An 18,295-nucleotide genomic window follows, 5' to 3' on the forward strand; every position below is an offset into this window, starting at 1 on the left:
GCAGTGGAGATCGGGTGGAGCCACATGGTCCGCCGGGGTGAAGGTACCCGGCGGACCATGTGCGTGACGGGCTGCCCTGTGCTGGCCGGCCCTGTGGCGGGCTGCCCTGAGGTGGCCGGCCCGTGGGGGCCGGCCGAGGGTGGGTCAGCCCGTGGCGGGCAGGGCGCTGAGTGCGGCCCGCGCCTCGGCCATGAGGCGGTCGAGGAGCTCGGCGCAGGACGGCAGGTCGTCGATCAGCCCCGCGACCTGACCGGAGGCCATCACGCCCAGATCGGTACGGCCGTCGACCATGGACGCCTTGAGCAGCATCGGGGTGTTGGCGGCCAGCAGGATCTGGCTCCACGTCAGGTCCTTGCCGTGCTTCATCGCCAGGCCGTCCCGGACCATCTGCGGCCAGCTCATGCCGGACTCGCGCCGGAAGGCCGCGGCGTGCCGGACCGCCCGCAGCAGCGAGTCGGCCCGGCCCGAGCGCTCCAGCGCGTCGACCAGCTCCGTGCGCAGCATCCGGTGCGGCAGGCCGTCCACCTTCGTGGTGACGGTGACGTCCGAGACCGCCGCGGCGAGGTAGCGGGCCTTCACCGCGTCGGGGACGGTGCTGTCGGAGGTGAGCAGGAAGCGCGTGCCCATGGCGATCCCGGCGGCGCCGTAGGCCAGGGCCGCGACCAGGCCGCGCCCGTCGTGGAAGCCGCCGGCCGCGACGACCGGGATGTTCACGGCGTCCACGACCTGGGGGAGCAGGACGGTGGTGGCGACGCTGCCGGTGTGGCCGCCGCCCTCCCCGCCCTGCACGATCACCGCGTCGGCGCCCCACGCCGCGACCTTCTCGGCGTGCCGCCTGGCCCCGATGGAGGGGATGACGACGACCCCAGCGTCGTTGAGCCGCGCGATCAGCTCGCGGGACGGAGCGAGCGCGAAGGAGGCGACCTTCACGCCCTCGTCGATGATGATCCGTACGCGCTCGGCCGCGTCCCCGGCGTCCGCGCGCAGATTCACGCCGAACGGCGCGTCCGTACGGGACTTCACCTCGCGCACCGCGGAGCGGAGCTGGTCGACGGTCATCGTCGCCGAGGCCAGGATGCCGAGCGCCCCGGCGTTGGCGGTGGCCGAGACCAGGCGGGGACCGGCCACCCACCCCATGCCGGTCTGCACGACGGGGTGCCGCACCCCGACGAGTTCGGTGAGCGGCGTCGCGATGGTGACGTCGCTCATGAGGGGACCTCCCGGTCGCGCAGCTCCTTCGGGTCGATCTCGTCGCGGATCACCCGCAGTTCCTCAGCGGTCGGCTCGCGAGTGTACGGCACCTCGTCGGGGATCGTCAGCGCGAAGCCGGTGGCCGCCACGACCTCCTCGACCGTGACGCCGGGGTGCAGCGAACGCAGCCGCATGGTGCGGTCCGGGGTCTCGAAGTCGAAGACGCCCAGGTCGCTGATGACGTCCGGGAGGCGGTGGTAGCGGGTCGCGGAGGGGCCGGCCGCGGCGGCCCGGTCGTAGCCGACGCCGGAGACCATGTCGACTCGCTCGACGAAGACGCGTGTCGAGTGCTTGGGGACCCAGTAACTGGTCGGGTTGTTCAGGGTGTTGACCGGTGCGCCGCGCACGCCGAGGAGCTGGCGCTTCGGCTGCGCCCAGTCGCCGATGCAGCTGATGTTCTGGTTGCCGTAGCGGTCGAGCTGGCTCGCGCCCATCATTACGTGCCGCCGCCCGGTGGTGACCATGGCCAGGTGCTGACGGTACGGCAGCCAGCCCTCCACCACCCGGGGCGCGGCGCCGACCGCCGGCACGTCTGCGATGAGCAGCGCCTCCCCGTCGGTCAGCAGCAGGTCGGGGGAGAAGGTGAGCTTCGCGAGGCGGGCGCCGATCATCGGCACGGTGCCCATCGGGCTGGCCAGGACCTCGCCCGCGTCGCGCCACGCCTCGGCGCAGGCGACGACGCAGTACTCGGCCCGCGTGGCCGTCGTGCTCGGGCTGGTGCCGCTCATGCTTCCTCCTCGTGGAATGCCGCGACCGCGGCCTGGTAGGCGTCCTCGTCGCCGGACAGGAACCGGGCGGTGAACTCCCGCCAGGCCTCCGGGTCCCGGGCCGCCTTGACGTAGGCGCGCTGGAAGGCATCGTCCCGGTCGTAGTCGGGGGCGCAGGAGGTGAAGTGCGCGCCGTTCGGGGTCTCGACGACACCGTCGACGAACGCCCGCTTGAGCAGCAGCGACTGCGGTCCCGCGTCCTTGAGGAGCTCCGAGGTGTCCACGATCCGCTCGCAGGAGACGTATGCGGCGTCCGCGGCCTCGCAGAACAGGTCGTCGAAGTACGGGTCGGGTCCCAGGTACTGGCCGCTGCCGTGCGCGTCGGCGCGGTTGAGGTGGACGAGCGCGGCGTCCAGGCGCAGCGCGGGCACGGCGACGAGCTCCTCGCGGTCGCCGTACGGGGACGTGACGGTCCGCAGCGACGGGTTGACGGTCATCACGTCCGAGGCGAGCCCGGCCCGGATGGGCATGAACGGCAGCCGGTGCACGGCGGCGGTCAGGCCCCACATGACCATGGCCTCGTCCAGCTCCACCAGTTCGAAGTCACCGCGCTGCCGGGCCGCGCCGAAGTGCGGTTCCAGCGGTATGGAGTCGAGCGTGGCGAAGGCCGCGACCAGCTTGCGGATCTTCCCGGCCGCGGCGAGGAGGCCGACGTCCGGGCCGCCGTACGAGACCAGGGTCAGGTCGGTGAGGTCGGACCGCAGCAGCGCCCGTACCAGCGCCATCGGCTTGCGCCGGGAGCCCCAGCCGCCGATGCCGATCGTCATTCCGCTCCGGAGCCGGCTCACGACCTCCTCGGCGGTCATCGTCTTGTCCCTGCTCACGACTGCTGCTCCTTGTCCGTGTCGATGGCGTCGTCCTTGCCGACTGTGTCTGCCTTGCCGAACGTGTCGCGGACCCGGTCGGCGACGCCGCTGAGGTTGGCCTCGAAGGTGAAGCCCTGCTCGAAGCGGTAGCTGCGGTGGACGTCCACCGGGTCGATGCCGTTGATCGCGGCTTTGGCGAGCCGGATCAGCTGTCCGTCCTTGGCGGCGATCTCCCGCGCGAGTTCGAGCGCCGCGTCGAGCAGCCGATCGCGCGGGACGACCCGCCAGACCGAGCCGTGCCGGTGCAGCTCCTCGGCGGTGACCGTGCGCGAGGTGTAGTAGAGGGCCCGCATCAGCTGCTGCGGGACGAGCCGGGCCAGGTGGGTGGCCGCGCCGAGCGCGCCCCGGTCCAGCTCGGGAAGGCCGAAGGTCGCGTCCTCGGAGGCGACGATCGCGTCGGCGTTGCCGACCAGGCCGATGCCGCCGCCGAGGCAGAAACCGTGCACGGCGGCGACCACCGGCACCTCGCAGTCGTAGATGGCGGCGAAGGCCTCGTAACAGCCGCGGTTGGCGCCCAGGAGGGCGCCGTGCCCGGCCGTGCGCTGGATCTCCTTGATGTCGACGCCGGCGTTGAAGCCGCGGCCGTCCGCCGTGAGCACGACGCAGCGCACCTCGGGATCGGCTCCGGCGGCGCGGACCGCGGCGGCGAGGTCGTACCAGCCCTGTACGGGGAGGGCGTTGACCGGGGGGAAGTCGACGGTGACGACGGCGATGCCCTTGTCCGGGGCGGAGGTGGAGACACCCATGGGCAGATCAGCTACCTTTCCACCAAACGTTTGTTAGGCAGAAGATAGCAGCGGTTCGCCCGCTGCGGGAGGTGTCCATTGGCAGTTACCGTCGATCTGTCGGGATCCGTCGCCGTCGTCACCGGCGGCACACGGGGCGTCGGCGCCGGGATCGCCAGAGCCCTGCTCGAAGCCGGCGCGGAGGTCGTGACCTGCGCGCGACGGGCCCCCGACAAGCCCGTCGAGGCGGCAGGGCGCACGGCCCGCTTCCTCCCCGTCGACCTGCGCGACCCGGCCGCCGTCGCGGATTTCTTCGACTGGGTGCGCGGCGAGCACGGAAGGCTGGACGTCCTGGTCAACAACGCCGGGGGAACACCGTTCCGGATGCTCGGCGACGGGGGAGCCGAGCAACAGGCCCGGGTCGTCGAGCTGAACCTGGTCGCTCCCCTGACCGCCTCCCTCGCCGCGTACGAGGTCATGCGCCGGCAGCGCGGGGGAGGGTCCATCATCATGATCGGCAGCGTCAGCGGCACCCGCCCCTCACCGGGCAGCGCGGCCTACGGAGCCGCCAAGGCGGGCCTGGACAACCTCGCCCGGTCCATGGCGGTCGAATGGGCACCGCTGGTGCGGGTCAACACACTCGTCCCCGGCATGGTGCGCACCGAACTGTCCCACCTGCACTACGGGGACGAGGACGGCATCGCCTCCGTCGGCCGCACCGTGCCGCTCGGCCGGCTCGCCGAGCCCGCCGACATCGGCGACGCCTGCGTCTTCCTCGCCTCCGACCGGGCCGCGTACATCACCGGCGCCAGCCTGCTCGTCCACGGGGGCGGGGAACGCCCGGCCTTCCTGGACGCGGCAACCGTCAACCACTGAAGCCCCCTTCACCACTCATCGAAAGGCACTCGCCATGACAGGACTGTGCAACGGACGCGTCGTCATCGTCACCGGGGCCGGCCGCGGGCTCGGCCGTGCGCACGCGCTCGCCTTCGCCGCCGAGGGCGCCAAGGTCGTCGTCAACGACCTCGGCGTCGGCCTCGACGGCACCGGCGGCGGCGCCGGGCCCGCCCAGGAGGTCGTCGACGAGATCACGGCGTCGGGTGGCGAAGCGGTCGCCCACGGCGGCGACATCGCCACCGCCGACGGCGCGGCCTCGCTCGTCGCCACCGCCCTGGACACGTTCGGCCGCCTCGACACCCTCGTCAACAACGCCGGCTTCCTGCGCGACCGCATGCTCGTCAACCTCGACGAGGATGACTGGGACGCCGTCATGCGCGTCCACCTCAAGGGCCATTTCCTGCCGCTCAAGCACGCCACCGCGCACTGGCGGGCGGAGGCCAAGGCCGGACGCGATCCCGTCGCGCGGGTGGTCAACACCAGCTCCGGCGCGGGTCTGCGCGGCAGCGTCGGTCAAGGCAACTACGCGGCCGCCAAGGCCGGGATCGTCGGCCTCACGCTCGTCGCCGCCGCCGAGTCCGCCCATTACGGCGTCCAGGTCAACGCGATCGCCCCCGCTGCCCGCACCCGGATGACCGAGCAGACCTTCGCCGAGACGATGGCCGCCCCTGAGGGAGCCGCCTTCGACGCCATGGCCCCGGAGAACGTCTCCCCGCTCGTCGTCTGGCTCGGCTCCGCCGCCTCGGCCGGGGTCACCGGCCGCGTCTTCGAGGCCGAGGCCGGCCGGATCACCGTCATGGAGGGCTGGCGCCCCGGCCCGACGGCCGACAAGGGCGCCCGCTGGACCCCGGCGGAGGCCGGCGAGACGGCCCTGAAGCTCCTCGCGGAGTCCGAGCCGCCGCAGCCGGTGTACGGAAGCCGCTGATTACCCGACCGTCCCTCCCCTGGGCCCGGCACGCAACGTCGTGCCGGGCCCACGGCATGTCCGGTCCGCCTCGTCGTGCCGGGGCCGGCACACGTCCGGACCTGCTTGTGGCGCCGGACCCGCGGCAGGTCCGGTCTGACTGGTCCTGCCGGGCACGCCGCACGTCCGGACCCGCTCCCTCCGGCAGCCCGGCGCAGGTGCCCCGCCCCCCTTTCCCGCTCACCGGGAACGGGCGCTCCCCGGCGTCGGCGGCACCGGCCTAGCCTCGCCGGACAGCCCCAACCGCCCGCAGGAGGAACCCGCCATGCTCACGGACCGCCAGAGACACGAGGCGGCCGAGCTGCTCCGCTCCGCCGAACACCGTGTCACGCCGATCGCCCCGCTGACCGAGGCGTTCCCCGGCATCGGTACCGAAGACGCGTACGAGATCCAGCTCGTCAACATCCGGCACCGCCTCGCGGCGGGGGCGGAGGTGCGCGGTCACAAGGTCGGCCTGTCCTCCCCGGTCATGCAGCGGATGATGGGCGTCGACGAACCGGACTACGGCCATCTGCTCCACGACATGGAGCTGCGGCCCGAGGTTCCCGTCACCGCCGCCCGGTACTGCCACCCGCGCGTCGAGGTCGAGGTCGGCTTCGTCCTCGGCGACGACCTGCCGGGCGAGACCTGCACCCCGGCGGACGTCCTCGCCGCCACCGAACGCGTCGTGCCCGCCGTGGAGCTGATCGACAGCAGGATCCGCGACTGGCGGATCACCATCGCCGACACCATCGCGGACAACGCCTCCTCCGCCGGATACGTCATCGGCGAGGGCAGGGACCCCCGTGAGCTCGACCTCAAGGGGATCGACGCCCGGCTGACCAGCAGCGGCGAACTCCTCGCCGAGGGCCGCAGCGACGCCGTGCTCGGCGACCCGACGGTCTCCGTCGCCTGGCTGGCCCGTACCGTCGCCCGCTTCGGCGTGCCCCTGAAGAAGGGGCACGTGGTGCTGCCCGGCTCGTGCACCCGGGCCGTCGACGTGGCGGCCGGGGCGACCTTCACCGCCGAGTTCACCGGGCTGGGCTCGGTCTCCCTCTCGTTCATCTGAGGTGATCATGACCATCAAGACCAAGGCGACCGCCGCCATCGTTGGATCCGGCAACATCGGCACCGACCTGCTGTACAAGCTGCTGCGCTCCGAGCACGTCGAACCCCGCTGGATGATCGGTGTCGACCCCGACAGCGAGGGCCTCGCCCGCGCCGCCCGCGCCGGCCTGGAGGCCAGCCACGAAGGCGTCGACTGGCTGCTCGCCCAGGACGAGAAGCCCGACATCGTCTTCGAGGCCACCAGTGCCTACGTCCACCGGGCCAACGCCTCCCGCTACGCCGAACTCGGCATCAAGGCGGTCGACCTGACGCCGGCCGCCGTCGGCCCCGCCGTCGTCCCGCCCGCGAATCTCCACGAGCACCTCGACCAGCCCAACGTCAACATGATCACCTGCGGCGGACAGGCCACCATTCCCATGGTGTACGCGGTCTCGCGCGTCGTCCCCGTCTCGTATGCGGAGATCGTGGCCTCCGTGGCCTCCGTCTCGGCCGGCCCCGGAACCCGGGCGAACATCGACGAGTTCACCCGCACCACCTCGCGCGGCATCGAGACCATCGGCGGTGCCGCGCACGGCAAGGCCATCATCATCCTCAACCCGGCCGAGCCGCCCGTCATCATGCGCGACACCGTCTTCTGCGCCATCCCCCAGGACGCCGACCGGTCCGCCATCGCCGTCTCCGTCAAGGAGATCGCGGACCAGGTCGCCGCGTACGTCCCCGGCTACCGGCTGCGCGCCGAACCGCAGTTCGACGACCCGAGCACCGAGAACGGGGGGATGGCGCGCGTCGCGATCTTCCTGGAAGTGGAGGGCGCGGGCGACTACCTGCCGCCCTACGCCGGAAACCTCGACATCATGACCGCCGCCGCCACCAAGGTCGGCGAGGAGTTCGCCAAGGCGATCCTCGCCCCGGGCGCGTAAGGAGCACTTCGCATGCCCTACTCGGACACCCTCGACATCCGGATCACGGACTCCTCGCTGCGCGACGGCTCGCATGCCAAGCGCCACCAGTTTACCGCCGACGACGTACGGTCCGTCGTCGCCGCCCTCGACGACGCCGGCGTCCCGGTGATCGAGGTGACGCATGGCGATGGCCTCGGCGGATCCTCGTTCAACTACGGGTTCTCCAAGACCCCCGAGCAGGAACTGATCAAGGCCGCCGTGGACACCGCGCGGCGGGCGAGGATCGCCTTCCTGATGCTTCCCGGACTCGGCGTCAAGGACGACATCCGGGCCGCCCATGGCAACGGCGCGAGCATCTGCCGCATCGCCACCCACTGCACCGAGGCCGACATCGCGGACCAGCACTTCGGACTCGCCCGCGAGATGGGCCTGGAGACCGTCGGCTTCCTGATGATGGCCCACTCCACGACGCCCGAGAAGTTGGTCCGGCAGGGCCGCATCATGGCCGACGCCGGCTGCCAGTGCGTGTACGTGGTCGACTCGGCCGGCGCCATGGTCATGGACGACGTCACCGCGAGGGTCGAGGCCCTGGTGGCCGAGCTCGGCGACGACGCCCAGGTCGGCTTCCACGGGCACGAGAACCTGGCCCTCGGCACCGGCAACTCCATCGCCGCCATCAAGGCCGGAGCCCTCCAGATCGACGGCTCCACCCGCCGGCTCGGCGCCGGCGCGGGCAACACCGCCGTCGAGGCCCTCGTCGCCGTCTGCGCCAAGATGGGCATCCGTACCGGCATCGACGTCCTGAAGATCATCGACGCGGCCGAGGACGTCGTCCGACCGGTCATGGACGAGGAGTGCCGGCTCGACCGGCTCGCCCTGCTCATGGGCCACGCCGGCGTCTACTCCAGCTTCCTCAAGCACGCCTACCGCCAGGCCGAGCGCTACGGCGTCTCCGGCGCCGAGATCCTCCTGCGCGCGGGCGAACGCCGGCTGGTCGGCGGCCAGGAGGACCAACTCATCGACATCGCCGTCGAACTCGCCGCACAGAACTGAACCCACAGAAACCAGGAGGGACGAGATGACTGCTCTCAACGACGAGGTCAGGGTCATCGAGACGGGCAGGCCGCCCACGCGCTTCGCCCGCGGCTGGCACTGCCTCGGCCTCGCCGACGGCTTCAAGGACGGAAAGCCGCACGAGATCGAGGCCTTCGGCACCAAGCTGGTGGTCTTCCAGGGACAGGACGACGGGCAGCTGCACGTCCTGAACGCCTACTGTCCGCACATGGGCGGCAACCTCTCCCAGGGCAGCGTCAAGGGCGACGCCGTCGCCTGCCCCTTCCACGACTGGCGCTGGTCGGGCGACGGCCGCTGCGCCGGCATCCCGTACGCCCGCCGGGTCCCGCCCCGCGCCAGGACCCGCGCCTGGATCGCCCTGGAGCGGAACAAGCAGCTCTTCGTCTGGAACGACCCCGAGGGCAACCCGCCGTCCCCCGAGGTGACGGTCCCCGAGATAGCGGGCATCCACGGCCCGGACGCCGACCAGTGGAGCGACTGGACCTGGAAGACCCTCCGCGTCGAGGGCGCCAACTGCCGCGAGATCGTCGACAACGTCGTGGACATGGCGCACTTCTACTACGTCCATTACGCCTTCCCCGAGTACTTCAAGAACGTCTTCGACGGCCACGTCGCCACGCAGTACATGGAGAGCAGCCCCCGCGGGGACATGGAACTGGGCACCCTCAGCTCCGGCCGCCTGCGCTCCGACGCCTCCTACTTCGGCCCCTCCTACATGATCGACCACCTCTACAGCGACGTCGGCGGCGGCGCGGAGATGGAGATCGTCCTGATCAACTGTCACTACCCGATCGACGCCGACAGCTTCCTGCTCCAGTACGGGGCGATCGTGCGGCGGCTGCCCGGGATGACGGACGAGCAGGCCGCCGAGGCCGCACGACTCACCGCCGAGGGAGCCACCGTCGGCTTCGAGCAGGACGTGGAGATCTGGCAGAACAAGACCCGGATCGACAACCCCCTGCTCACCGAGGAGGACGGTCCCGTCTACCAACTGCGCCGGTGGTACGAGCAGTTCTACGTCGACGTCGCCGACGTCAAGGACGAGATGACCCGCCGCTTCGAGTTCGAGATCGACACCCAGCGCGCCAACACGGCATGGCGCGCCGAGGTCGAGGAGAACCTCGCGCGCCGCGCTGCGGAGACGGAAACCGGAGCCTGACATGCGAGCCGTGGAGTGCGTGGCCTGCGGCAACCAGGTCCTGTGCGAGAAGTTCAGCGTCGCCCACACCTCCGTGCAGTGGACGGCCGACGCGGCCGTCGCCTGCGCGGAGTTCCGCGACCGGGTGAGCCCGGGCGGGACCACCGCCCGGATGCAGACCTGCCGGGCCCTGCGGGCGAGCATCGACCGCGCGGTCGAGAACGGGACGTTGACGGTCAGCACCTTGGAGTCCGGCGCCTTGGAGTCCGGCTCCTGGGGGTCCGGTACCCACAGCACCGGCTACCAGAGCACCGGATCCCGGAGCAGCGGCCGCCCCAGCACCGGAACCCCGGAGGCCGTCGATGTCTGAGCCCACGACCGGGGCCCGCACCCACCGGCTGCGTGTCGTCGAGGTCATCGCCGAGACGGCCGACGCGCACTCCCTGGTGCTCCAGGCACCACCGGAGAGCGCGGACCGCTTCACGTACCGCCCCGGGCAGTTCCTCACCCTGAAGCTGCCCGGAGCGGACGGGAGGCCGGCCGCCCGCTGCTACTCCCTCGCCAGCTCGCCCCACACCGGCGAGCCCCTGAAGATCACCGTCAAGCGGGTCGCCGGCGGGTACGGCTCCAACTGGGTCTGCGACCGGCTCGCGGCGGGGGACGACCTTGAGGTGCTGCCCCCGGCCGGCACCTTCACCCCGGACTCCCTCGACGGCGACCTGCTGCTGGTTGCCGGAGGGAGTGGCATCACCCCGGTCCTGTCGATCGCCAAATCGGCCCTGGCCGAGGGCCGGGGCCGGGTGGTGCTGCTGTACGCCAACCGCGACGAGTCCTCGGTCGTCTTCCGCGACGAACTGCGGGCGCTGACCCAGGACCACCCGCATCGGCTGCTGGTAGTCCACTGGCTGGAGTCGCTCCAGGGCCTGCCCTCCGTGGACCGGCTGGCCGCCGCGCTCGCGCCGTACGCCGACCGCGAGGCCTTCGTCTGCGGCCCGCAGCCGCTCATGGACGCCGTCGAGCAGACCCTGCGGGCGCTCGGCGCGCCCGGCGACCGCATCCACCGGGAACGGTTCTTCTCCCTCGGCGCAGACGTCTTCGACGCTCCAACGGTGCCGCAAGACACGTCGGGCGGGGGCGGCGGCACGGCCGAGGTCGAGCTCGACGGCGAGACCCACACGGTCGCCTGGCCGTCGACGGCACCGCTGCTCGACGTGCTCCTGGCCGCGGGCGTGGACGCCCCGTACTCCTGCCGGGAGGGCGCCTGCAGCGCCTGCACCTGCCGTGTCGTGGCGGGCGAGGTCAAGATGCTCCGCAACGACGCGCTGGACGACCAGGACATCGCCGAGGGGTACGTCCTTGCCTGCCAGGCCCTGCCCCTCACCGACCGGGTCGAGATCACCTACTCCTGAGAAGACCGCCATGTCCCGAACCTGCCTGGTCACCGGAGCGGCCTCCGGCATCGGCAAGGCCACCGTGGCCCGGCTGCGGGCGCAGGGCCACACCGTGATCGCTGCCGACCTCGCCGACGGCGACATCCGCGCCGACCTGTCCACGGCCGAAGGCCGGGCCGCACTCGTAACCCGGGCCGGCGAGCTGACCGGCGGACGTCTCGACGCTGTCGTCTCCCGCGCGGGCATCGCCCACTTCGACCCCTGACCCGGCCGTTGCTCGACGACCCGGAGATGCGGGGGCTCGTCGAGCGGAGCGTGCCGATGCCGCTGCACGGCCACGCCCGTCCCGAGCAGCATGCCCCGCTGATCGCGTGGCTGGCCTCGCCCGAGAACGTCCTCGTGACCGGACAGGTCGTCTTCGCCGACGGCGGCGCCGACGCGGTCCTGCGCGGCGACCGCACCTGGTGACCACCCGAAGGACGTACCTCCGTCACCGGCACCCTCACGGGTCTGCCGGGGACGGAGGCGTCACATCCAGTCGCTGAAGCGCAGCCAGGCCATCATGTTGTCCATCGAGGGCTGCGCGATCCCCGCGGCCGGCCCTGCACCGGCCGGTTGAGTCCGCTTCTCCGATTGACGGCCCGGCCCGAACATCGACTGCCACACCGACCGCGCGCAGCCGCGCACGGCCGGGGCGAGCCGTTCCATCTCCCGGTGGACGCCGTGGCCGCTCACCGAGATCGCGGCGATGGCCCGGCCCGCGCCGCGCAGCGGTGCGGCCACGCAGAACACCCCCCGGTATCCCTCCTCGTGGTCGAAGGCCACGCCGCGCTCGCGCGTCATCGCCAGCTCACGGCGGAGGGACTCGGGGCGGGTGATCGTGCGCGGGGTACGCGGCCGCAGCCCGTCCCGTATCACCTGGTCCACCGGCGCGCTGTCGCCGAAGGCGAGGATCGCCTTGCCCGAGGCCGTGCAGTACGCCGGCTGCCGCCCGCCCATGCGTGAGGGCACGACGGAGTCGTCCGAGCCACCGATTCGCTCCAGATAGACCACCTCGGAGCCGTCCAGCACGGTGAGGTGCACCAGATGGCCGGTGGACTCGTGCAGCGCGTGCAGATGGGGCAGCGCCGCTCGGCGGAGCCGGTTGTGGTGCGAGGCCATGGCGCCGAGCTCCAGCATGCCCATGCCCAGCCGGTAGTCGCGGCCCTCGCGCTCCAGCCAGCGCAGCTGAACCAGCTGATCGAGAATGCGGTGCGCGGAGGACCGGCGGATTCCCGAGCGCTGCACGACCTCGGTGAGTGTGAGCCGGGGCCCCGCGCTCTCGAAGGCGCTCAGCACCTTCGCCGCCTTCTCCAGCAGGGACAGCGGCGTCATCCCGGCCTCGACAGCCTCGACAGCACTGGTCGTCATCGGCACCTCCCACACGGACAGCACAGCCAATCGACCCCTGGCTGGGTCCGCAATCTCCGGTATTGCGTGGAGATTGCCAGAGGATGACGGGCACTGGGAAGAGGGAGTTCCGTCTCGGAACAGTAACGCGTAGGTTCCCTGTCGTCACGGCACGACGAGACCGGAAATCCGAGAGGGACCCCATGCGCGACGACGACGTTCTCACGGCGGTCCGCGCCCTCGCCCCCGCCCTGCGCGAGCGCGCGGCCGAGGCGGAGGCGCTGCGCCGGGTGCCCGACGCGTCCGTCGAGGAGCTGGAGGACGCCGGCTTCTTCCGACTGCTCCGGCCCCGGGCGTACGGCGGACTCGCCACCGACCCGGCTGTCTTCTACGCCGCCGTGCACGAGATCGCCAAGGCGTGCGGCTCGACCGGCTGGGCGGCGTCGGTCCTCGGCGTCCACCCCTGGTACGTGGCCCAGTTCGACCCACGCGCCCAGGATGAGGTCTGGGGCGCGGACGGATCCACCCAGATCTGCTCCTCCCACGCCCCCACCGGGGAGGTCGCCTCCGTCGACGGCGGATACCGGCTCTCCGGCCGGTGGCACTTCTCCGCCGGCAGCGACCACGCCCGCTGGGCGCTCCTCGGCGGCGTCGTCAACGACCGCGAGGGCCGCCCGGTCGACATGCTGACCTTCCTGGTGCCGCGCGCCGACTACCGCGTCGACGACGTGTGGGACACGGTCGGCCTGCGCGGCAGCGGCAGCAACGACATCGTCGTCGAGGACGCCTTCGTCCCCGCCCACCGGACGCTCGGCTACGGCCCGGTGACCGTGCTGCGCTGCCCCGGGCACGACGTCCACCCCGAACCGCTGTACCGGCTGCCGTACGCGGCCGTCTTCACCACCGCCATCTCCACCTCGATGGTCGGCATCGCCGAAGGCGCCCACGAGGACCAGGTCGGCGCGGCCCGCGGGCGCCTGAAGGCCTCGGACGGCCGGCGGGCCGCCGAGGACCCCTTCTCCCAGGTACGCATCGCCCGCGCCGCCGGCGAGATCGACGCCGCCCGGCTCCAGCTCGCCCGCAACATGGCCGACCTGTACACGCTCGCACGCGGCGGCGCCCAGATCCCGATGGAGCTGCGCGCCCGCACCCGCCGGGACCAGGCGCTCGCCACCGAACGCGCCATCACCGCCGTGGACCTGCTCATGGAGAACGCCGGCCGCGGGCCGCTCCACGTGGGCGACGACGTCCTCCAGCGGGCCTGGCGCGACCTGCACACCGGCCGCGGCCAGGCCGCCAACGACGTGGAGCGGGCGCTGCTCCTCTACGCCCAGGACGCCCTCGGCATGGACGTCCACGACCCCATGCTCTGACCCGGGGCCCTTCCCGGGCGGGGGTTCCCGCTCAGTGGGAGCAGCGCATTTCGCTGCCGCATGGCACGCCGTACGGTCCTGGCATTCCCCCACCACGACCCGAAAGGGGATGCCCCATGGCCGATGACGTCCTGGCAGCGATCCGTGACCTCGCCCCCGCCCTGCGCGACCGCGCGGCCGAGGCCGAGACGCTGCGCCGGGTGCCCGACACCTCCGTCAAGGAACTGGAGGACACCGGCTTCTTCCAGCTGCTCCAGCCCAAGGCCTTCGGCGGCCATGCGGCCGACCCGGTGGTCTTCTACTCGGCGGTCAAGGAGATCGCCAAGGCGTGCGGATCGACCGGCTGGGTCGCCTCCGTGGTCGGCGTCCACCCCTGGCACGTCGCCCTCTTCGACCCCCGCGCCCAGCAGGAGGTGTGGGGCCAGGACCCCAAGACCCGTATCGCCTCCTCGTACGCCCCCACCGGCAAGGCCACCGCCGCCGTCGGCGGCTTCCGGCTCTCCGGCCGGTGGCACTTCTCCTCCGGCTGCGACCACGCCCGGTGGGCGCTCCTCGGCTGTCTCGTCACCGACGGCGAGGGCAACCCGGTCGACATGCGCACCTTCCTGATCCCCAAGTCCGACTACCGCGTCGACGACGTCTGGGACACCGTCGGCCTGCGCGGCACCGGCAGCAACGACGTCGTCGTCGAGGACGTCTTCGTCCCCGAGCACCGCGCCCTGAGCTTCGGCCCGGTCACCGCCCTGAACGTGCCCGGCCACGAGGTCAACCCCGAGCCGCTGTACCGGCTGCCGTACGCCGGGGTGTTCACCACCACCATCTCCACCCCGATCGTCGGCATCGCCGAGGGCGCCTTCGAGTCCTACGCCGAGGCCACCCGGCAGCGGTTCCGCGTCTCGTACGGGCAGAAGGTCGCCGAGGACCCCTTCGCGCAGGTCCGCATCGCCCGCGCCGCCAGCGACATCGACGCGAGCTGGCTGCAACTGACCCGCAACATGGGCGAGATGTACGCCCTCGCCGAGCGCGGCGAGGAGATCCCGATGGAGCTGCGCACCCGCACCCGCCGCGACCAGGTGCTCGCCACCGAACGCTCGGTCGCGGCCGTCGACCTGCTGATGGAGAGCTCCGGCGGCAGCGCCATGCGCACCGGTCCCGGCCTCGTCCAGCGCGCCTGGCGCGACGCCCACACCGGGCGCGGCCACGCCGCCAACGACCCCGAGCGGGCCCTGGTCATGTACGGGCAGAGCGCGCTCGGCATCGACATCCAAGACACCATGGCCTGAGAGGCGGAGACGATGGCAGAGCTCACGTACGAGTCGACCTCCCGCACCGCCAAGGCGGCCGCGCTCACCCTCCACTACCACGAGGCCGCACCCGCCGGGCCGGCCACGGAGACATCAGCGGCTGGCGCCGCGGGCCCCGTCGTGATCATGCTCCACGGCGGCGGCCCCGGAGCCTCCGGCTGGAGCAACTTCGGCCGCAACCTCCCCGTCCTCGCCGAGCACTTCCGTACGCTCCTCGTCGACCAGCCCTGCTTCGGCCGCTCGGACAAGCCGGAACTCGACAAGGACTACTTCAGCTTCAGCGCGGACGCCGTCGCGGCCCTCATGGACGAACTGGGCATCGACCGGGCGCACTTCATCGGCAACTCCCTCGGGGGCGGCACCGCTGTCCGGATGGCCCTCAACCACCCGGGCAAGGTCGGCAAGCTCCTTCTGATGGGTCCCGGCGGGGTCTCCGTCAACCTCTTCGCCCCCGACCCGACCGAGGGCATCAAGCGGCTCTTCGAGTTCAACGCCTCACCCGAGCCCACCAAGGAGCAACTGCGCGCCTTCCTCGGTGTCATGGCCTACGACCAGTCGATCGTCACCGACGAACTCGTCGAGGAACGCTGGGCCTCGGCCACCGACCCCGACACCCGGCTCGGCAGCGCCCGGATGGGCGCCTCGTTCGCCAACCCCGCCTGGGCCGAGGACGTGATGCTCTGGCGCGAGGCCCACCGGATCACCCAGCCGGTGCTGCTGACCTGGGGCCGCGAGGACCGCGTCAACCCCCTCGACGGTGCGCTGGTCGCCCTCAAGACCATCCCCGACGCGCGTCTGCACGTCTTCCCGCACTGCGGCCACTGGGCCCAGACCGAGCAGGCCGACGAGTTCAACCGCCTCGCGGTCGACTTCTTCTCCCACTGAACCCGCCCCGGCGGTTTCTCACCCTTCGTCACGACACAAGAGGTGCACACCATGGACATCCGTGCTCTCGGCTACCTGCGCCTGGAGACCACCACGCTGGACGAGTGGCGCCGCTACGCGCTCGACGTCCTCGGCATGGTGGAGGCAACCGGCACCACCGAGGACACCCTCTGCCTCCGCCTGGACGACCGCGCGTACCGCATCGTCATCCAGGCCGGCGAGAGCGACCGGCTCCTCGCGGCCGGCTGGGAGGTGGCGAACGCCGCCTCACTCGCCCGCGCCGCCGAGGAGCTGGAGGCGGCCGGCATCGCCGTCAAGGCAGCCGACCCCGCCGAACTCGCCGAGCGCCGCGTCCAGGGCCTGATCCACGTCACGGATCCGTGCGGCAACCCGCTGGAGATCTACTGGGGCCAGGCCCAGGACCACACCGCGCTCGGCACCCCGTACGGCAACCGCTTCGTCACCGGAGACCTGGGCCTCGGCCACGTCGTGCTCCCGGTGCCGGACATCGAGGCCGCGCTCGACTTCTACGAGAACCTGCTCGGCTTCCAGCTGCGCGACTCGATGAAGCTGCCACCGCAGGCCGTCCCGACCGCCACCGAGCAGCGGGACTTCCACTGGATGCACTTCCTGAGCCCCAACCGCCGCCATCACAGCCTCGGCCTCTACCCCGGCGCCCTGCCCCCCGGCATCGTGCACTTCATGGTGGAGCTGGAGACCCTCGACGACGTGGGCCGCGGCCTCGACCGCATGCAGGCTGCCGGCATCCCCATCGCGTCCAGCCTCGGCCGCCACACCAACGACCGCATGGTGTCCTTCTACGCCCAGGCCCCCGGCGGCTTCCAGGTCGAGTACGGCTGGGACGGCCTCGTCGTCGACCCCGCCAGCTGGGTCGCGAAGGAGATCACCGCCGACAGCTTCTGGGGCCACCGGTGGAACGGCTGATCGCCCCCTCCGAGTTCCGGGACGTGCTCGGCCGCTTCGCCAGCGGCATCACGGTGGTGGCGACGCTCGACACCGACGCCCTGGAGCCCGTCGGGTTCGCCTGCCAGTCCTTCGCCTCGCTCTCCCTCGACCCTCCGCTGGTCATGCTGGCCGTGGGCAAGAACTCCACCAGCTGGCCGAGGATTGAGCGGTCGGGCCGCTTCTGCGTCAACATCCTCGCCGAGGATCAGCAGGCCACCTGCGCCGCGCTGGGCCGCAGCGGCCCCGACAAGTTCGCCGGGGTGCCCTGGAGCGTCGGCGAACAGGGCACCGTGCGCATCGACGGAGCCCTGGCCCATGTGGAGTGCGAGCTGCACGCCGTGTACGAGACCGGGGACCACCATCTGGTCACCGCGCAGGTGGTGGCGCTCGACGCGGGGGAGGACGGCCGGCCGCTGCTGTTCTTCCGCAGCCGTTACGCCGTGGGCGCGTTCTGATGCCCCTCGACGTCGAGAAGGCGGTCTCCGCGCCGCCGGTACGCACCGAGGTCAGGTGGGACGAGCGCGATGTACGGCTCTACCACCTGGCGCTCGGCGCGGGCGTCCCCGAGACCGACCCGCGCGAACTGCGGTACGTCTACGAGGGGCACGAGCGGGGCCTCCAGGTCCTGCCCACCTTCGGGGTGGTCGCGGGCGGTAGTGGCGGTGTCGGCTTCCAGGTCTTCGACCTGCCGGGCGTCGACATCGACCTGGCGAAGGTGCTGCACGGCGGCCAGGAGATCACGGTGCACCGCCCGCTGCCCGCCGCCGCCCGCGCGACCGCGGTCACCCGGTCCACGGCCGTGTACGACAAGGGCAAGGCCGCCGTCATCGTCCAGGAGTCCACCCTCCTCGGCGAGGAAGGCGAATCGCTGATCACCCAGCGCAACCAGATCTTCGTCCACGGGGAGGGCGGCTTCGGCGGCGACCGCGGCCCCTCCGAGCGCCTCCCCGCGCCCGACCGGGAGCCCGATCTGGTGACCGAGATCCCGACGCTCCGTCAGCAGGCCCTGCTCTACCGGCTCACCGGGGACTGGAACCCGCTGCACGCCGACCCCGTCACCGCCCGCCGCGCGGGCCACGACCGCCCCATCCTGCACGGGCTCTGCTCCTTCGGAATGGCGGTCAAGGCGGTCACCGACCGGCTGCTCGGAGGCGACGCAAGCGCGATCGCCGGCTGCCGTACCCGCTTCGCCGGGGTCTTCTTCCCCGGCGAGACCCTGCGGCTGCGCGTCTGGGAGGCCTCCGACGGCTACCGGCTGACGGCCACGGCCGCGGACCGCGAGGACGCGCCGGTCCTCACCGACGCGCGGATCACCGCGCGATGACCCGGCGGCCGGGGCGGAGGACGGCCCGCCCC

21 protein-coding genes are annotated in these 18,295 nt (G+C 72.1%); 16 read left to right on the forward strand and 5 right to left on the reverse strand.

The features are described 5' to 3' along the window. Window positions 1–144: 144 nt before the first annotated feature. The 4 genes from ACNPQM_RS32165 to ACNPQM_RS32180 are packed head-to-tail and all read right to left on the reverse strand — an operon-like array spanning window position 145 to window position 3,630. Window positions 145–1,209: an NAD(P)H-dependent flavin oxidoreductase gene (locus tag ACNPQM_RS32165; protein ID WP_418086717.1), complete on the reverse strand. Its 1,065-nt coding sequence runs from the start codon at window positions 1,207–1,209 to the stop codon at window positions 145–147. Beyond that, window positions 1,206–1,979, reverse strand: a complete 774-nt coding sequence (locus ACNPQM_RS32170; RefSeq protein WP_418086718.1) for a CoA-transferase subunit beta — start codon at window positions 1,977–1,979, stop codon at window positions 1,206–1,208. The genes ACNPQM_RS32165 and ACNPQM_RS32170 overlap by 4 nt, the downstream gene beginning before the upstream one ends. Then, window positions 1,976–2,824, reverse strand: coding sequence for a CoA transferase subunit A (locus ACNPQM_RS32175; protein WP_418086734.1), 849 nt, complete (start codon window positions 2,822–2,824; stop codon window positions 1,976–1,978). Before ACNPQM_RS32175 ends, ACNPQM_RS32170 begins: the two co-directional genes overlap by 4 nt. 14 nt (window positions 2,825–2,838) lie before the next feature. Then, window positions 2,839–3,630 carry an enoyl-CoA hydratase family protein gene (locus tag ACNPQM_RS32180; RefSeq protein WP_418086719.1) on the reverse strand — a complete coding sequence of 264 codons (792 nt, stop codon included), beginning with the start codon at window positions 3,628–3,630 and terminating at the stop codon, window positions 2,839–2,841. A 78-nt stretch (window positions 3,631–3,708) separates the two neighbouring features. Here ACNPQM_RS32180 and ACNPQM_RS32185 point away from each other — a divergent pair, with 78 nt between their 5' ends. From ACNPQM_RS32185 to ACNPQM_RS32230, 10 genes are all read left to right on the forward strand, one after another. After that, window positions 3,709–4,485 carry an SDR family oxidoreductase gene (locus tag ACNPQM_RS32185; protein WP_358860446.1) on the forward strand — a complete coding sequence of 259 codons (777 nt, stop codon included), beginning with the start codon at window positions 3,709–3,711 and terminating at the stop codon, window positions 4,483–4,485. Between the two features lie 34 nt (window positions 4,486–4,519). Then, window positions 4,520–5,431, forward strand: coding sequence for an SDR family oxidoreductase (locus tag ACNPQM_RS32190; protein ID WP_358860447.1), 912 nt, complete (start codon window positions 4,520–4,522; stop codon window positions 5,429–5,431). Window positions 5,432–5,735: 304 nt separating this feature from the next. Beyond that, a complete protein-coding gene (locus ACNPQM_RS32195; protein ID WP_418086720.1) occupies window positions 5,736–6,518 on the forward strand; it encodes a 2-keto-4-pentenoate hydratase in 783 nt (260 codons plus the stop codon). 7 nt (window positions 6,519–6,525) lie between these two features. Next, complete coding sequence (locus tag ACNPQM_RS32200) at window positions 6,526–7,437, forward strand: acetaldehyde dehydrogenase (acetylating) (protein WP_418086721.1); 912 nt, start codon at window positions 6,526–6,528, stop codon at window positions 7,435–7,437. A gap of 12 nt (window positions 7,438–7,449) precedes the next feature. Beyond that, window positions 7,450–8,472, forward strand: a complete 1,023-nt coding sequence (gene dmpG, locus ACNPQM_RS32205) for a 4-hydroxy-2-oxovalerate aldolase (RefSeq protein ID WP_418086722.1) — start codon at window positions 7,450–7,452, stop codon at window positions 8,470–8,472. Between the two features lie 25 nt (window positions 8,473–8,497). Beyond that, window positions 8,498–9,652: a Rieske 2Fe-2S domain-containing protein gene (locus tag ACNPQM_RS32210; protein WP_418086723.1), complete on the forward strand. Its 1,155-nt coding sequence runs from the start codon at window positions 8,498–8,500 to the stop codon at window positions 9,650–9,652. A 1-nt stretch (window position 9,653) separates the two neighbouring features. Next, on the forward strand, window positions 9,654–10,001 hold the full coding sequence (locus ACNPQM_RS32215; RefSeq protein ID WP_418086724.1) for a hypothetical protein: 348 nt from the start codon (window positions 9,654–9,656) through the stop codon (window positions 9,999–10,001). Then, window positions 9,994–11,040, forward strand: a complete 1,047-nt coding sequence (locus ACNPQM_RS32220) for a 2Fe-2S iron-sulfur cluster-binding protein (RefSeq protein WP_418086725.1) — start codon at window positions 9,994–9,996, stop codon at window positions 11,038–11,040. The genes ACNPQM_RS32215 and ACNPQM_RS32220 overlap by 8 nt, the downstream gene beginning before the upstream one ends. Window positions 11,041–11,050: 10 nt before the next feature. Further along, window positions 11,051–11,287 (forward strand): SDR family NAD(P)-dependent oxidoreductase, encoded by a 237-nt coding sequence (locus tag ACNPQM_RS32225; protein WP_418086726.1) that lies wholly within the window; start codon window positions 11,051–11,053, stop codon window positions 11,285–11,287. A gap of 8 nt (window positions 11,288–11,295) precedes the next feature. Then, window positions 11,296–11,490, forward strand: a complete 195-nt coding sequence (locus ACNPQM_RS32230; protein ID WP_418086727.1) for a hypothetical protein — start codon at window positions 11,296–11,298, stop codon at window positions 11,488–11,490. 60 nt (window positions 11,491–11,550) lie between these two features. On the opposite strand, the gene ACNPQM_RS32235 is transcribed toward ACNPQM_RS32230, so the two are convergent. After that, window positions 11,551–12,432, reverse strand: a complete 882-nt coding sequence (locus ACNPQM_RS32235) for an IclR family transcriptional regulator (protein WP_358860456.1) — start codon at window positions 12,430–12,432, stop codon at window positions 11,551–11,553. A gap of 182 nt (window positions 12,433–12,614) precedes the next feature. Between ACNPQM_RS32235 and hsaA (ACNPQM_RS32240) the strand changes: the two genes are divergently transcribed. The 6 genes from hsaA (ACNPQM_RS32240) (at window position 12,615) to ACNPQM_RS32265 (ending at window position 18,263) form a co-directional block, all read left to right on the forward strand. Continuing rightward, complete coding sequence (hsaA, locus tag ACNPQM_RS32240; RefSeq protein WP_418086728.1) at window positions 12,615–13,784, forward strand: 3-hydroxy-9,10-secoandrosta-1,3,5(10)-triene-9,17-dione monooxygenase oxygenase subunit; 1,170 nt, start codon at window positions 12,615–12,617, stop codon at window positions 13,782–13,784. Between the two features lie 116 nt (window positions 13,785–13,900). Next, window positions 13,901–15,067, forward strand: coding sequence for a 3-hydroxy-9,10-secoandrosta-1,3,5(10)-triene-9,17-dione monooxygenase oxygenase subunit (gene hsaA / locus ACNPQM_RS32245; protein WP_418086729.1), 1,167 nt, complete (start codon window positions 13,901–13,903; stop codon window positions 15,065–15,067). Between the two features lie 12 nt (window positions 15,068–15,079). Next, window positions 15,080–15,973, forward strand: a complete 894-nt coding sequence (gene hsaD / locus ACNPQM_RS32250) for a 4,5:9,10-diseco-3-hydroxy-5,9,17-trioxoandrosta-1(10),2-diene-4-oate hydrolase (protein ID WP_418086730.1) — start codon at window positions 15,080–15,082, stop codon at window positions 15,971–15,973. Window positions 15,974–16,024: 51 nt separating this feature from the next. Then, the gene (locus ACNPQM_RS32255) at window positions 16,025–16,918 is read left to right on the forward strand and encodes a VOC family protein (RefSeq protein ID WP_418086731.1); all 894 of its coding nucleotides are present in this window, start codon (window positions 16,025–16,027) and stop codon (window positions 16,916–16,918) included. Then, on the forward strand, window positions 16,906–17,394 hold the full coding sequence (locus tag ACNPQM_RS32260) for a flavin reductase family protein (RefSeq protein WP_418086732.1): 489 nt from the start codon (window positions 16,906–16,908) through the stop codon (window positions 17,392–17,394). Before ACNPQM_RS32255 ends, ACNPQM_RS32260 begins: the two co-directional genes overlap by 13 nt. After that, the gene (locus ACNPQM_RS32265; RefSeq protein ID WP_418086733.1) at window positions 17,394–18,263 is read left to right on the forward strand and encodes a MaoC/PaaZ C-terminal domain-containing protein; all 870 of its coding nucleotides are present in this window, start codon (window positions 17,394–17,396) and stop codon (window positions 18,261–18,263) included. Before ACNPQM_RS32260 ends, ACNPQM_RS32265 begins: the two co-directional genes overlap by 1 nt. Window positions 18,264–18,295: the final 32 nt, after the last annotated feature.

It is taken from the genome of Streptomyces sp. NPDC056231, assembly GCF_048270745.1.
In the GTDB taxonomy this organism is placed as follows: Bacteria; Actinomycetota; Actinomycetes; order Streptomycetales; family Streptomycetaceae; genus Streptomyces.

What these genes read in the sequence shown, in the direction of transcription:
- ACNPQM_RS32165 (WP_418086717.1), bottom strand. Translation starts at nt 1,209, where the DNA reads ATGAGCGACGTCACCATCGCGACGCCGCTCACCGAACTCGTCGGGGTG.
- ACNPQM_RS32170 (WP_418086718.1), bottom strand. Translation starts at nt 1,979, where the DNA reads ATGAGCGGCACCAGCCCGAGCACGACGGCCACGCGGGCCGAGTACTGC.
- ACNPQM_RS32175 (WP_418086734.1), bottom strand. Translation starts at nt 2,824, where the DNA reads ATGACCGCCGAGGAGGTCGTGAGCCGGCTCCGGAGCGGAATGACGATC.
- ACNPQM_RS32180 (WP_418086719.1), bottom strand. Translation starts at nt 3,630, where the DNA reads ATGGGTGTCTCCACCTCCGCCCCGGACAAGGGCATCGCCGTCGTCACC.
- ACNPQM_RS32190 (WP_358860447.1), top strand. Translation starts at nt 4,520, where the DNA reads ATGACAGGACTGTGCAACGGACGCGTCGTCATCGTCACCGGGGCCGGC.
- ACNPQM_RS32195 (WP_418086720.1), top strand. Translation starts at nt 5,736, where the DNA reads ATGCTCACGGACCGCCAGAGACACGAGGCGGCCGAGCTGCTCCGCTCC.
- ACNPQM_RS32200 (WP_418086721.1), top strand. Translation starts at nt 6,526, where the DNA reads ATGACCATCAAGACCAAGGCGACCGCCGCCATCGTTGGATCCGGCAAC.
- dmpG (WP_418086722.1), top strand. Translation starts at nt 7,450, where the DNA reads ATGCCCTACTCGGACACCCTCGACATCCGGATCACGGACTCCTCGCTG.
- ACNPQM_RS32210 (WP_418086723.1), top strand. Translation starts at nt 8,498, where the DNA reads ATGACTGCTCTCAACGACGAGGTCAGGGTCATCGAGACGGGCAGGCCG.
- ACNPQM_RS32215 (WP_418086724.1), top strand. Translation starts at nt 9,654, where the DNA reads ATGCGAGCCGTGGAGTGCGTGGCCTGCGGCAACCAGGTCCTGTGCGAG.
- ACNPQM_RS32220 (WP_418086725.1), top strand. Translation starts at nt 9,994, where the DNA reads ATGTCTGAGCCCACGACCGGGGCCCGCACCCACCGGCTGCGTGTCGTC.
- ACNPQM_RS32225 (WP_418086726.1), top strand. Translation starts at nt 11,051, where the DNA reads ATGTCCCGAACCTGCCTGGTCACCGGAGCGGCCTCCGGCATCGGCAAG.
- ACNPQM_RS32235 (WP_358860456.1), bottom strand. Translation starts at nt 12,432, where the DNA reads ATGACGACCAGTGCTGTCGAGGCTGTCGAGGCCGGGATGACGCCGCTG.
- hsaA (WP_418086728.1), top strand. Translation starts at nt 12,615, where the DNA reads ATGCGCGACGACGACGTTCTCACGGCGGTCCGCGCCCTCGCCCCCGCC.
- hsaA (WP_418086729.1), top strand. Translation starts at nt 13,901, where the DNA reads ATGGCCGATGACGTCCTGGCAGCGATCCGTGACCTCGCCCCCGCCCTG.
- hsaD (WP_418086730.1), top strand. Translation starts at nt 15,080, where the DNA reads ATGGCAGAGCTCACGTACGAGTCGACCTCCCGCACCGCCAAGGCGGCC.
- ACNPQM_RS32255 (WP_418086731.1), top strand. Translation starts at nt 16,025, where the DNA reads ATGGACATCCGTGCTCTCGGCTACCTGCGCCTGGAGACCACCACGCTG.
- ACNPQM_RS32265 (WP_418086733.1), top strand. Translation starts at nt 17,394, where the DNA reads ATGCCCCTCGACGTCGAGAAGGCGGTCTCCGCGCCGCCGGTACGCACC.